The organism is Pseudoalteromonas rubra, from assembly GCF_001482385.1.
In the GTDB taxonomy this organism is placed as follows: Bacteria; Pseudomonadota; Gammaproteobacteria; order Enterobacterales; family Alteromonadaceae; genus Pseudoalteromonas; species Pseudoalteromonas ardens.
Window position 1 is genome coordinate 423,384 of the sequence record NZ_CP013611.1, and the last position, 14,836, is coordinate 438,219.

Consider the following 14,836-nt stretch of genomic DNA (forward strand, 5'->3'; position numbering starts at 1 on the left):
AGACATGGAAACCACAAACAAGCTAAAAGATATCAAAGAGGTTCTCGACTTTTTATATGCCGAGTTTCCTCAGTGTTTTAAACAAAAAGACGGTATAAAACCGCTTAAAGTCGGCATCTTCAAAGATATTGCCGCCAGAATTGAAGGATCTGAAAAAGTCAGTAAGACTCAGGTTCGTCAGGCGTTGCGTAAGTACACTTCTTCGTGGCGCTATTTGGAAGCCGTGATTAACAATGAATTTCGTGTTGATCTGGACGGCAATGATGCCGAGAAAGTTGAGCAGGAACATGTAGAGCATGCTCAAAAAGCACTTGAAGAGTCACGTGCTAAAATGGCTAAACGTAAGAAGCCGCAACGTCCAAGACAAGACGGTCGTGGTGAGCGTCGTCGCGATGGTGACACAAAATCTTACAAATCTCGCGGTGAGAACAAGCACCGTCACGGCAATAAAAACGCTAAAGTTAATGCTAAACCAGAGCAACAGCAGCGTCGTAGCTCAGGTAAAGTTGAACCTCTTCCGGCAAATGAGGTCAAGGTAAATAATAAGGTTAAAGTAAAGTTGGGACAGGCCTTAGTTAATGCAACCATCACTGAAGTCAACAAAGACGAAGTTCATGTTGAATTAGTGACAGGGATGCAAGTTAAAACAAAAGCAGAAAGCCTGTTTATTCTTTAAGGAGTAGTGTATGAGTAATAAGTTACCTTTAATTGGTGCAATCGCACTGTTTGTATCTGGCGTGTGTTCAGCTGCAACACAGACCGTAACGGAAAAAGACATTCCTGTACTGGAGCCTGAAATCCAGCATGCGACGGCAACCAAAAGGGTAACCAGTAAATTTACTCGTGAACACTATAAGCGCTTTAAACTTGACGATGCGCTGTCTGAGCAGATCTTTGATCGCTATATCGAAAACTTAGATTACAATAAATCTCTGTTTCTTCAGTCAGACATCGACAAGTTTGCGGGCTACAGAAAGCAATTTGACGATGCGCTCAAAAAAGGCAAACTCGATTTTGCCTTCGAGATGTTCAATGCCAGTATGCAGCGTCGCTACGAGCGCTTTACCTATGCTATTTCTCTGTTAGAGACAGAAATGAAGTTTGACAAGCCAGACGAGTTTGTTTTTGACAGAGAAGACATGCAATTTGCCAGCACTCAGGCCGAGTTAGATGAGTATTGGCGTCAACGCGTTAAGTCTGATGCTTTGAGGCTCAAACTAACAGGTAAAGACTGGGCTGGTATTAAAGAGATCCTCACCAAGCGTTATAAAAATACCATCAAACGTTTGGTACAAACCAATAACGAAGATGCCTTCCAGATTGTAATGAATGCGTTTGCGCGCAGCATTGAGGCACACACGTCTTATTTGTCACCGCGTCGTGCAGAGCAGTTCAAGATGGATATGGAACTTGAACTGGAAGGTATTGGTGCCGTGCTGGGTTATGATGAAGACTACACGATTATTCGCAGCTTAGTGCCGGGTGGCCCCGCGGATAAAACTGAAAGAATTAAGCCGGACGATCGCATTGTTGGTGTGGCTCAGGATGGCGAAGAGTTTGTTGACGTGATTGGCTGGCGCCTGGACGACGTTGTTGATCTGATCAAAGGTCCTAAAGGTACCAAAGTAAGGTTGCAATACCTTAAAGGCAGCGATACGCATGGTACGCCTAAAGTTGTGGAAATCGTACGGGATAAAATTCGTCTCGAAGACAGAGCTGCTAAGTCTGAAGTATTCGAAGCAAATTACTCGGACCTGACCAGCAAAGTGGGCGTGATTGAAATCCCAAGCTTTTACAACAACCTCTCAAAAGATGTTAAAAGAGAGCTCGACAAGCTCAAAGAGCAAAATGTGGATGGTATTATCGTTGACCTGAGACAAAATGGCGGTGGCTCATTATATGAAGCTACACAGCTTTCAGGTTTATTCATCGACAAAGGTCCGATAGTACAAATTCATACGGCGTATAACCGTGTTGAAGCTCAAAAAGACAGTGATGGTGTTACTTATTATGATGGCCCTCTGACTGTTTTGGTTGATCGTTATAGTGCGTCGGCATCCGAAATTTTTGCAGCAGCGATGCAGGATTATGGTCGTGCTGTAGTAATTGGTGAGCAAACTTTCGGTAAAGGCACAGTACAGCAGCACCGTGGTTTGCGAAAAACCTACGACCTGTTCGACAATGCGCTTGGTAGTATTACTTATACCATAGCTAAGTTCTATCGTATTGATGGTGGCAGCACGCAAAATAAAGGGGTGATCCCGGACATTTTACTGCCTTCAGCGGTTGAGCCTGCCGAGTGGGGCGAAAGTCAGGAAGATAATGCATTACCATGGGACAGCATTGTTAGAGCCAAATATCGACAGTTGGATGATTTAAGTGAGACCATCAAGTATTTAAATGAGCGCCATGGGATCCGTATTGCCAAAGAGCCTGAATTTGCTTATGTTTACGACGATATCGCGCGATACAAAGCACAGAAGGACGACATTGCTATTTCGCTGGTTGAAGCTGAGCGTACAAAAGAGCGAGAAGAACGCGATGAGCGCGCACTGAAGCGTACCAATGAGCGGCTGAAACGTCTGGGACAGGAACCGGTAAAAGACCTGGATGACGTACCAGAGATCATTGCCGAGCTGGACCCATACCTCGAAGAGGCTGCTCTGATCACGCAAGACCTGATCAATTACGGTCGTCTGGCAAAAAACAATACGGCTAACTGAAGACGGTTTAACAAAACAAGACGTACAGAAGGCTAAACTACGAAAAGGCGCATTGAGCGCCTTTTTTCGTTACCAGTGCGTGGGAAATTTGTTATTATTGTCAGCTGCAATATTAAAAATAGTCGGGCAAGAACTTGCCTGGCGCTGTCTTGGGCGCAGATTCATGTGTTGTACTTAACAGTGAACTGACCCGGCAGAGATAATAATAAAGCACTCCATTAAGTGCGAAGGAGTATTCTGGTTTGAGACAACAAAAACAAGCATCCTATTTGGATGCCTTTATTCCTATTGTGGTATTGGTGAGCCTGTTAGGTGCAGCTGTATACCTGTACGGTGATAATTCTTCTTCAGGGCCAAACCAGATAGCCCTGCTGTTTGCTACCTTTACAGCTGCGTTGATCGGGCTTAAAAATGGTTTTACCTGGAAGACACTCGAAGAAGCGATGATTAAAGGGATCACTATCTCTTTGGGAGCTATCCTGATCCTGCTGATGGTAGGTGCTTTGATTGGAACCTGGTTGCTTTCCGGTACAGTACCCACCTTAATCTACTATGGATTACAGATTATCCATCCGTCGTGGTTTTATGCGGCAGGGTGTTTGATTTGTGGCATCGTTGCCATGAGTATTGGTAGTTCCTGGACAACAGCCGCAACCATAGGTGTAGCCCTGCTGGGGGTTGCTAATGGCTTGGGATTGGATCCTGTGGTGACTGCCGGAGCGGTTATCTCGGGTGCATACTTCGGTGACAAACTGTCTCCATTGTCAGAAACAACGAATTTAGCGCCAGCGGTGGCGGGCAGTGATTTGTTCGAGCATATTCAGCACATGTTATGGACCACAGTGCCAAGCTTTGTTATCGCCTTAATTATATTTATTTTTATGGGGTTCAATGCTGATGTGTCGAGTGAATCGAGTAAAATTGATGAGATTGCCTCGATCCTACAAAGTAACTTCAATATCAGCATAGTTAACCTCGTACCTCTGGTTATTCTTCTCGGCCTTGCAATTAAAAAGATGCCAGCTTTTCCTGCTATCTCTATTGGTGCCGTTGTTGGTGCGATTTGGGCATTGTTGTTCCAGGGCGACCTGATAGCGAGTCAGGTAAATCCGGACGAAGGCGCCCTGGTCAGTCATTTCAAGCTGGTTTGGGCCACTTTCTTTGATGGCTTTAGCCTCGAAACAGGCAACGCCAAGATGGATGACTTGCTCAGCGGGGGCGGTATGTCGAGTATGCTGACGACGACCTGGTTGGTTATGACGGCGCTGATGTTTGGTGCCATTATGGAAAAAACCGGGTTGCTTGAGCTGTTTGTTAAGAGCATTCTAAAAGTGGCAAAGAGCACGGGTTCACTCATTGCTTCTACGGTCGCAACTTGTTTTGGTACTAACTTGGTCGCGGCGGATCAATATATTGCCATTGTGGTGCCTGGTCGTATGTTCAAAGAAGAATATACGAAACGGGGCCTGCGAAGTGTGAACCTGTCCAGAACGCTGGAAGACGGAGGTACCATTACAAGTCCTTTGATCCCCTGGAACACTTGTGGGGCATATATGCAAAGTGTGTTGTTAATAAACCCACTTGATTATGCGGTTTACGCCTTCTTTAACCTAATCAATCCATTCCTGGCAATCGTATACGCTTACCTGGGTATTAAGATTTTAAAAATCAAACCCAAAGCGATGCAGCAGGGCGCAGCAGCGCCAGACGCATAGTCCAGAGCTGAAAAGAAACAAAAGCGCCTCATTGAATTTGAGGCGCTTTTGCACGTCTCACATTCATAAATCCCTTTGCCCTTAGCGTGGGCCGTTCTACAATAAAGATATTGATTTGTACTCATTTTTTCATTGTGCTCAGTTATGTCAGTGACGCTAGCACCTGTAATTTGATAATAGGAATTGTCATGACCTCAAAACCTCAGGCCAAATACCTGCATGATTATCAGCCTCCCTCACATGCAGTTGAGAATCTTGCCTTAAGCTTCGAATTAGATCCACAAAATACCAAAGTGACAGCCCGGTTTACGCTGTTATCACTGGGTGGCGCAACGTCTGTGATGCTGGACGGTATCGAGCTGACCCTTCAGTCTGTGACAGTGGATGGACAAAGCCACTCAGATTACAAACTACATGAGACTGGCCTGGAACTATTTGGGCTGGGTGAGCGCGCTGAAATCGAAATCGTTAATACCATTTCGCCAGCTACGAACACCTCTCTTGAAGGTTTATATCTCTCAGATGGTGCCTATTGCACGCAATGCGAGGCTGAAGGGTTTAGAAAAATTACTTATTTCCTCGATAGACCCGATGTGCTAACTACCTACCAGGTTAAGATCATCGGACCCAGGGAAATGCCACATCTACTGTCTAATGGTAATAAGGTCGACAGTGGAGAGCTGGAAGATGGTCGTCACTATGTCAGCTGGGAAGACCCGTTTAAGAAGCCGTCTTATTTGTTTGCACTGGTTGCTGGTGACTTCGATGTGCTGACAGATCAATTTGAAACACGCTCAGGTCGCCAGGTTGACCTTCAGCTATTTGTAGACAAGGGCAATCTGAGTAAAGCGCCGCATGCAATGGCATCATTGAAAAAGGCCATGGCGTGGGATGAAGAAAGGTTTGATTTAGAATATGACCTGGACATTTACATGATTGTTGCGGTGGACTTTTTCAACATGGGGGCTATGGAGAACAAGGGACTCAACGTGTTTAACAGTGCCTGTGTGTTAGCCAATCAGGAAACGGCTACCGACAGAGATTTTCATGTAATTGAGTCCATAGTCGGACACGAATACTTCCATAACTGGACGGGGAACCGGGTAACTTGTCGTGACTGGTTCCAGTTGAGCCTAAAAGAAGGGCTGACTGTATTTCGCGATCAGGAATTCAGCAGTGATCTGGGTTCGCGTGCGTTGAACCGGATAGATGCGGTGAACACGGTACGTACTCATCAGTTTGCTGAAGACGCCGGGCCCATGGCCCACCCAATCCGCCCACAGCAAGTTATCGAAATGAATAACTTCTACACGGTGACCGTATACAACAAAGGTGCAGAAGTGATCCGCATGATGCACACCATCCTGGGTGAAGCTGGTTTCCAGAAGGGGATGAAGCTCTATTTTGAGCGTCATGACGGTCAGGCAGTAACCTGTGACGACTTTGTCGCAGCGATGAGTGATGCCAATGGCAAAGATCTGACCCAGTTTAAACTTTGGTATAACCAGGTTGGTACGCCCAAAATTAGCGCACGTACGAGCTTTGATGCGCAACAAGGCGAGTTTACGCTGCATTTGGTCCAAAGCCACGCAGAGCATGATCCGGTAGAGGCGCCTTTGCATATTCCGGTTGCTGTTGAGTTGTTGGATAAACACGGAGAGGTGATAGCAATCCCAGAGTCCATTGCCAAACAGGGTAAAGTAATTGAGCTTACCGAAAAACAGCAGAGCTATGTCTTTTCGGGATTGGAGAGTGAGCCAGTTGTTGTGCTACTCGAAGGGTTCTCAGCGCCTTGTGTTTTGAATTATGACTATCAGCAACATCAGCTGCTTCACATTGCCAAGTATGCCAGCAGTGATTACGCACGCTGGGAAGCCATTCAGCAGCTTTATAAAGCTGAGATTAAGTCACTGGTGAACACTCAGCTGTTCGATGAATATCAGCTACCAGAAAGCTTAACTCAGGCACTACGCATGCTGCTTGATGATCTTAGCGGAGACTTATCAATCCTCGCGGAATTATTCACTGTGCCTGGCTTTGATGCCCTGAGTGCTGACTACACGCCTATTCCGGTAGAACAGCTGGCGCAAGCTATTTCGACCATTGAGTGCCAGATAGCGACCCAGTTGAAATCAGTTTGGCGTGATGTTTATGCACAGCTACAGGATGATGGTAGCCTTGAGGCGAAAGCAGTCGCTATCCGCACCATGAAGAATAAGTGTTTGTTTTACCTCGCACAGGTGTCAGATCCTCAAATCCAAGGCTGGATCCAGGCACAAAGTGAGAGTTATAACATGACGTTGAAATTGGGGGCGCTTAGAGCGGCTGTCAACGCTGATCATGTGCTGACTCAGTTATTACTGGATGACTTTGACAAACAGTGGCAGTCAGATCTGCTGGTAATGGACAAATGGTTCGCATTGCAAGCGAGCCGCAGTGATGACAATTGCATCGACAACATTTTATCCCTGTACAACCACCCGTGTTTCGATAAAGCCAACCCAAATCGCGTACGTGCTTTGATTGGTGCTTTCACACGGGGTAACCCAAGGCACTTCCATCGCAAAGATGGTCGAGGATATGCGTTACTTGGTGATTTAATTGCAGAGCTAAACCAGGTCAATCCGCAAAATGCGTCCAGAATTATTACGCCTTTGCTGTCTTTCAAGCGTTTTGATGACACCAGACAAGGGTTAATGAAAGCTCAGTTAGAGAAACTGGCACGGCTACCTGAACTGAGTGACGATCTGTATGAGAAAATTGACAAAGCACTGAATTAGAGGTGCTTTTATTCGAGATGTGTAAAGGTTTGTATCCACATTATGCATGAGTATTACTTTTACATGGATTTAAGCCATGAACAATGTATGGCGTATTACCACGGGCATGTCGAATTTATACAAGTCGTAGAGGATGGGGGTAAGCGGATCCGCTTTCCCGCCCATCATATCAGGCGGCATGTATCGACATTAGGCGTCCGTGGACGCTTTCGTTTGTTGCTTGATGAAAATAATCGCTTCGTAGCCCTGGAAAAAGTAGTTTGATGACAATTATGCGACGAGACATAAAGTATTTTTGTTAAATCGGTTTGTTTTAAACTTAAATTACGTGTTATAACTACTCTGGTAGGACGTCTTACCATGAGTGAAATACGCTCCAATGAGATAAAAATGCACCGATCAGACGCGTATTATTTGTAATTTACAGCTATCGCTTCTATCGTTACGACAACAAAAAACAATAACTTGATAAGAATTACCCGCCAAAGGGGGGAGAAATAATGATAAAAACATCGCGCTTTGTGAAGAACAAGATAATGCTGGGCCTGAGTGCCGCATGTCTTGGTGTCGCTGGCACTGCTGCGCAAGCCGCCACGTTCCAAGTTGGTGATTTTGATGTGACCTTTGATTCCACGTTTTCCTACGGTCAGAGTATTCGTGTAGAAGACCGTGACTTTGATCACATTGGTAAGAGTAATCACCCTCGTTATAACTGGACCGGTTATAACGCTTCATTGGGCAACACCATTTATTCATCTTCTCAGATCTGGTCACAACAGGGTGCATACTCCAATAACGGTGACGCTGGTAATTTGAATTTCGATTCAGGCGACACGTTTTCTCAGTTACTCAAAGGCACCCACGAACTAGGTATTACTAAAGATAACTACGGTTTCTTCTCTCGTTTCATGTACTTTTACGACTTTGCGATGGAAGATGGTGATTTTGCCTACAACAATCCGGTATCTGGACAGAAAGTCGATCCCTGTGCAGATGACGACACCAAAGAGCAGGTTTGTTCCGATGTTCGCTTGCTTGATGCGTTCGTGTGGGCGGATTTCGACATTAACAATGGTAAAAACCCGTTATCAGTCAGATTGGGTCGTCAGGTCGTAAACTGGGGTGAAAGTACCCTGATCAGTCACGGTATCAACGTAAACCCGGTTGATATTGACCGTCTTAAAGCGCCAGGTGCAGAGCTAAAAGAAGCTTTCATTCCTGTTGGTATGTTTTGGGCGTCTTTGGGTCTGACCGATAACCTGACGCTGGAAGCTTTTTATCAGTACGAATGGCATGAAACACGCCTTCCTGCGACAGGTAGTTATTTCTCTACCAACGACTTTGCGTCAGAGAATGGTTACAACCAGAATATCCAGCTTGGCTTCACAGCTAACCCGGATATTGATTTGGCGCACCTGACTGAAGCGCTGAATAACCTTCATACAAACTGGAAGGGGGCATTGGCCGCGCAAGGTCTGGATGTAACAGATCCAAATGTGTTGCAAAGTGAAGCTGCTATTTCACAGCTGACTTCAATGTATCTGGCGTACCCGACCAAAGTGGCACTGAAAGGCAAAGGTCTGAATGGTAAGAGAGAGCCACAGGATGGTGGTCAGTTTGGTATTCGTCTGGGCATGTTTGCCCCAGAACTGAACGACACTGAGTTCGCGCTGTACTACATCAACTATCATGCCCGTCGTCCTCTGATCTCTGGTAAGGCGTCTAACTTTACCAGCGATGCGATTGCTGCGGACCTAGATTATATTAAGAACAACACGTTAAATGATGAGAATTTCACAAACCTTAATGCATTTACGCAAGGTCTGATTGAATACCCAGAAGACATTAAGTTGTACGGTTTGAGTTTCAATACCGCAATTGGTGAAACGGCGTTCTCTGGTGAGTTTGCTTATCGCGAAGACGAACCTTTACAGATTGACGATGTAGAGTTGCTTTATGCGGGTATGTTGGAACAACTCGCTCTGGCTGGCATTCGCACAGACGTCGCTGGTTTGTCTCAGTTGAGTAAAGGTGACGATGTCGCTTATGTAGAGCCTGGAGCAATCGCGCAGGGTTATGTGTTGAAAGACACAATGCAACTGCAATTCACAGCAACGCATTTATTCGGCCCATCACTGGGTGCAGATAGCTGGGCGTTGGTCGGTGAAGTCGGTGGTGTCACCATTAAGGACATGCCGAGTTACGATGAGCTGCGTTTAAACGTTGCGGGTACCGGCCGAAGTGGGACTATTGAAGGTGTTAACGGTCAAAGCTATGATCTGTTGCATATGGCCATCTCGAATGGTCCTGAAGTAAACCCATTCCCAACGGCGTCTGCGTGGGGTTATCGTTTAATTGCGAAAGGCGAATACAACAACTTATTTGCTGGCGTTAACATGTCACCTCGTATCGTGTTTTCTCATGACGTAAATGGTATCACGCCGGATCCAATGTTCCTGTTTGTGGAAGATCGTAAGTCGGTTGGTTTGACGCTGAACTTTAACTACCAAAATGCCTGGTCATTTGACTTTGGCTATAACGCATTCTGGGGTGGTGGCAAGACCAACACATTCTCAGATCGTGATTTCGTTTCATTTAATATCAAGTATTCAATCTAAGGGCTTTCAATATGTTTAGAAAACCTACTATGCTTGCTGCAACAATTATAACAATGATGGCAGCACCGGGTGCATTTGCGAAAATGTCCCCTGAAGAAATTGCGCGTTTAGGCGCGGATCTGACTCCAATTGGAGCAGAAAAAGCAGGTAATGCCGATGGCAGTATTCCCGCCTGGAATGGTGGGATTACCAAGCCACCTGCGGGTTATAAAGTGGGCATGCACCATCCAGATCCTTTTGCAGATGATAAAATCTTGTTCACCATTGATAAGACCAATCTGGACAAGCATAAAGACAAGCTAAGCCCGGGGCAGGTTGCTTTATTTAATACTTATCCTGATACGTTCAAAATGCACGTTTACCCAACTCGTCGTAGCGCTGCTTATCCTCAGTTTGTTTATGATGCAACTAAAAAGTATGCTGCAACGGCACAGCTAATTGAAGATGGTAATGGGATCAAAGACACCGCAATTGGTATTCCTTTCCCGATCCCTAAAGACGGATTAGAAGCCATTTGGAACCACTTGTTACGTTATCGTGGTTTGTCGATTGCACGTTATGGCGGCCAGGCAATGCCAACGGCATCAGGCTCTTACAACATCATCGGATTCGACGAGCAGCTATTAGTAAAATACTCAGATCCTGATGCGACACCTGCCGAACTGAAAGAATCTAATGTCCTGTTTAAGTTTAAGCAGAAAGTAACTGAACCTGCGCGTTTGGCAGGAACAGCTCTGCTGGTACATGAAACAATGGACCAAATCCTGACACCACGTCAGGCATGGACCTATAACACCGGCCAGCGTCGTGTTCGCCGCGCACCAAACGTTGCTTATGACGCACCGGGAACAGCATCGGACAGCCTGCGTACGACAGACGACTTTGATATGTTCAACGGATCACCGAACCGTTATAACTGGACCTTGAAAGGCAAGCAGGAGCTTTACATTCCGTACAACAGCTACAAACTGCACAGTGATAAGCTAAAGTATGACGATATTCTGATGGCCGGTCACGTAAAACCGGAACACGTTCGCTATGAGAAACACCGCGTTTGGGTTGTTGAAGCAAACCTGAAAGAGGGCACGCGCCACATCTATAAGAAACGTGTTTTCTACATTGATGAGGATAGCTGGCAGATCCACGTTGCAGATTTGTATGACAACCGCGATCAAATGTATCGCGTAGCGATGGCCCACGGCCTGAACTACTATGATGTGCCTACTCACTGGAGTACGCTGGATGTCTATCATGACCTGAACTCTCGTCGTTACCTGGCTATTGGCCTGGATAATGAAGAGAAAATGTACGACTTCAGCCAGTCTTTCCAGGACAATGAGTTTACACAAAGCGCTTTACGTCGCGAGGGTAGACGATAAGCATAGCTGCCGGTTAATACCGGCACAGCACTACTTCTCAGGGGCTACATTGGTAGCTCCTGAAATTGCACTTCCTATTCTCTCTCACACTAATTATCGAGTACTCATCATGATTAAGAAGTTAGTCGCAACCACGATTGCAGTGATGGCAATGCAAAGTGATGCAGTAGCCGCAGCTTCTGATGCACTAATGGTGGCACATCCGCAGCGTACACTATTAACAGATATCAGTTATACCGGTGCGCAGCTGGTCGCTGTTGGTAAGCATGGCACCATAGTAACCAGTAAAGATGGTAAAAGCTGGCAGCAGGCAAAAGTGCCGGTGCAAAGTTTGCTTACCTCAGTCACGTTTGCCAGCGAAAAAAAAGGTTGGGCCTGTGGCCATGACGCAACAATTTTAAACACAGACGACGGCGGACAAAGTTGGCAAATTCAGCAACATTTGCCAGATATCGAAAAGCCGTGTCTGGATATTACCTTTGCCAATGAGCAAATTGGTTATGCCGTTGGTGCCTATGGCATGATGTATGAAACGACCGATGGCGGCCAAAACTGGACGAAACGTTTTATTGATGCCTTTGTTCATCCCGATGATGTCACTTACCTTGCTGAGCTTAAAGCAGACGACCCGGCTGCGTATGAAGATGAAACAGCGTTTATTTTGCCGCATTTCAACACCTTATTGATTGATGGCTCACAGTACTTATTAGCCGGCGAAATGGGCTTATTCGCTGTAAGCGATGATGCAGGGAAGAACTGGCGTAAGTTACCTGAGTTCTATGCTGGTTCTTTGTTCACCGTTAGTAAAACTGCGGATGGCCGTGTAGTCACTGCCGGGTTACGTGGAAACGCATTTGTTTCTGACTCTGAGTTGTCACAGTTTCAGCGCCTGGCATTCGACAAAACAGCCACCATTAATCAGGTACTAACGGTGAACGAACAACAATATTTGTTTGCAAACAGTGGCGTTATTCACACACGTAGTGAAGCGGGTCTGTCTAGCGAGCAGTTGAAAAATGGTAAATCCATTATGGCCGGTGTTATGTTCGAGGGGCAATTGGTGCTGGCAACGGAAAACGGGATCCAGATAGTAGAGGTTAAACGCTAATGCAGTCATTGTTAAACCAACTTGTTTATGTTGTTTTCAGACATCGTGTTGCGATGATTATACTCTTCATCATAACAACTCTGTTTCTAGGCTATCGTGCAACACAGATCCAGCTTGATGCATCTTTTAATAAGAATATTCCCCTGAATCATGAGTATATGAAAGTATACCTGAAACATGAAAAACAGTTTGGCGGTGCAAATAGCATTCTGATATCCGTCTGTGATGCAGATGGAGATATTTTTAATCCTGAGTTCTTTACTCAGTTGAAAGCAGTACATGATCAACTTTATTTTATCCCAGGTGTGAATCGACCGCTGGTTAACTCTATTTTTGCGCCCAGCGCACGGTTTGTCGAAGTCGTCGAAGATGGTTTTGCGGGCGGTCCTATTATTCCTGCAAATTTTTCGGCCGACGAGACCGGTCTGGCTGTGGTCAAGCAAAACATTGAAAAAGCCAAAGTAGTGGGTCGCATGGTGGCCAGTGATTATTCGTGTGCGATGGTCACAGCTCAACTTATGGAAATTGACCCTCAGACACAAGAAAAGCTAGATACGCTGGCATTTGCGAAAAAGCTGGAAAGTGAAATTCGTGAACCACTCAGCACAGATAAGGTGTCTATTCATATCATCGGCTTTGCTAAAATGGCGGGTGATATTGCAGATGGTGCAAAAGGCGTCATCTTGTTCTTTGCAGTTGCGATTTTATTCACGTTTGTGATGGTTTGGCTATTCTGTAAAAGCTTCAAATTGACTCTATTGCCGATTATGTGCTCCTTGATAGCAGTAGTATGGCAAATGGGCCTGCTTACCGTAATGGGCTTTGGGTTAGATCCTATGTCTATTTTGGTGCCATTCCTGGTTTTTGCAATTGGTGTGAGCCATGGCGTACAGATGATCAATGCGATCGGTAAGAAAGTGGCTGAAGGCGTAAACAGCAAAGTGGCGGCTGAGGCGAGTTTTAAAGCGCTATTAATACCGGGTGGCATTGCGTTGCTGTCTGACACAGTAGGCTTTTTGACCTTACTTGCTATCGACATCGGGATTATTCGTGAGCTGGCCATCACCGCAAGTTTGGGTGTCGCCGTGATTATCTTCACTAACCTGATCCTGCTGCCAGTTCTGGCTTCTTATTTTAACTCCAGCAAAATACACCGTGTTGATGACGGTAATTCGTTTAGTAATAAACTTTTTACCACGATGCGAGAAGCACTGGTGAAAACCACAGATAAGCGCGTTGCACGAGTCATTTTGCTGATCAGCGCGATTCTATTCGGCCTTGGTTACTGGCAATCTCAGCATATGCAAATTGGCGATTTGCACGCGGGCGCACCTGCGCTTCATGAAGATGCTCGCTACAATCAGGATACTTTCCTGATCTCAGACCGGTATGCTATTTCATCTGATATTCTCAAAGTACTGGTTGAAGCCTATCCTGCGGCCTGTACAGAGCACGACACCATGGACAGGGTCAGCCGTTTCCAGTGGCGCGTTGAGAACTTACCAGGTGTCCAGTCAGCCGTGTCTCTGAGCTCAGTCGCACAATCTGTGAATGCGGGGTATAACGAGGGCAATCTGAAATGGCAAACGTTGCCGCGTAATAGCGCGTCATTAGTTCAGGCGACGTCGCGAGTTGAAACAAGTACCGGTTTGCTCAATGGTGATTGCTCTGTGATGCCTATTATTATCTTCATGGCCGATCACAAAGCACAGACTATAGACAACGTGGTCACGCAGATTAAAGCGTTTGCAGAGGAAGAAGGCACCGATACTGTGCAGTTTAAACTGGCTTCGGGCCCAATTGGTGTTATGGCTGCGACCAATGAATCCGTATCTGAAGCGCAGTTGCCTATGATGATCTATGTATATGGTGCCGTTATCGCGCTGTGCCTGATCAGTTTCAGAAGCATACGTGCGACCATTGCGGTGGTTTTACCTTTGTATATCGTATCGACTCTGGCGCAAGCCTTGATGGTTAAACTTGAAATCGGTTTAACGGTATCAACCTTGCCAGTAATTGCGCTAGGTGTGGGTATAGGTGTGGACTATGGTATTTATATTCTCTCTTCTATGATGACGCAGCTTAAGCAAGGCGTGCCACTTGCCTATGCATATCGCAATGCGTTGGCAGAAAGAGGCAGTGCTGTACTCTTTACCGGGATCACTTTGGCTATTGGTGTCAGTACCTGGATTTTCTCAGCACTCAAATTCCAGGTAGATATGGGGATATTATTAACCTTTATGTTCCTGGTTAATATGCTGGGCGCCGTTTTATTATTACCTGCAATAGGAACCTTAATCTGGACAGACCAGAAAAAAAAGTGTGAATAAAAGTGCTTATAAATGGCCGGTTTCGGCCATTTATATCTATATTTAGTGAATATCTGACCAACCAGCTGAAAAGGCTATAATGTTTTCGTCGAAAAGGCTTTTTATTAGCGCCAGAAAGGTTAAAATTCACATGACTCCACGCTAATAAATGGCTGTACAAATAATCTACCGTTCAAAGGTGGT

9 protein-coding genes are annotated in these 14,836 nt (G+C 45.7%); all 9 read left to right on the forward strand.

Annotated elements, in window-relative coordinates; translation table 11 throughout:
• The first annotated feature begins 4 nt into the window (after positions 1–4).
• Positions 5–676: an RNA chaperone ProQ gene (proQ, locus tag AT705_RS01880; RefSeq protein ID WP_010386041.1), complete on the forward strand. Its 672-nt coding sequence runs from the start codon at positions 5–7 to the stop codon at positions 674–676.
• Between the two features lie 10 nt (positions 677–686).
• Entirely contained in the window at positions 687–2,723 is a 2,037-nt protein-coding gene (prc, locus tag AT705_RS01885; protein ID WP_058795239.1) for a carboxy terminal-processing peptidase, read from the forward strand.
• Between the two features lie 242 nt (positions 2,724–2,965).
• On the forward strand, positions 2,966–4,438 hold the full coding sequence (gene nhaC / locus AT705_RS01890) for a Na+/H+ antiporter NhaC (RefSeq protein ID WP_058795240.1): 1,473 nt from the start codon (positions 2,966–2,968) through the stop codon (positions 4,436–4,438).
• 188 nt (positions 4,439–4,626) lie between these two features.
• Positions 4,627–7,218 (forward strand): aminopeptidase N, encoded by a 2,592-nt coding sequence (gene pepN / locus AT705_RS01895; RefSeq protein ID WP_058795241.1) that lies wholly within the window; start codon positions 4,627–4,629, stop codon positions 7,216–7,218.
• Positions 7,219–7,260: 42 nt separating this feature from the next.
• The gene (locus tag AT705_RS24765; RefSeq protein WP_010386048.1) at positions 7,261–7,482 is read left to right on the forward strand and encodes a DUF2835 domain-containing protein; all 222 of its coding nucleotides are present in this window, start codon (positions 7,261–7,263) and stop codon (positions 7,480–7,482) included.
• A 236-nt stretch (positions 7,483–7,718) separates the two neighbouring features.
• A complete protein-coding gene (locus AT705_RS01900) occupies positions 7,719–9,836 on the forward strand; it encodes a DUF1302 domain-containing protein (protein ID WP_058795242.1) in 2,118 nt (705 codons plus the stop codon).
• An 11-nt stretch (positions 9,837–9,847) separates the two neighbouring features.
• Entirely contained in the window at positions 9,848–11,215 is a 1,368-nt protein-coding gene (locus AT705_RS01905) for a DUF1329 domain-containing protein (RefSeq protein WP_058795243.1), read from the forward strand.
• A 109-nt stretch (positions 11,216–11,324) separates the two neighbouring features.
• Complete coding sequence (locus tag AT705_RS01910; RefSeq protein WP_058795244.1) at positions 11,325–12,323, forward strand: WD40/YVTN/BNR-like repeat-containing protein; 999 nt, start codon at positions 11,325–11,327, stop codon at positions 12,321–12,323.
• Positions 12,323–14,653 carry an efflux RND transporter permease subunit gene (locus AT705_RS01915; RefSeq protein WP_058795245.1) on the forward strand — a complete coding sequence of 777 codons (2,331 nt, stop codon included), beginning with the start codon at positions 12,323–12,325 and terminating at the stop codon, positions 14,651–14,653. The genes AT705_RS01910 and AT705_RS01915 overlap by 1 nt, the downstream gene beginning before the upstream one ends.
• Positions 14,654–14,836 lie beyond the last annotated feature (183 nt).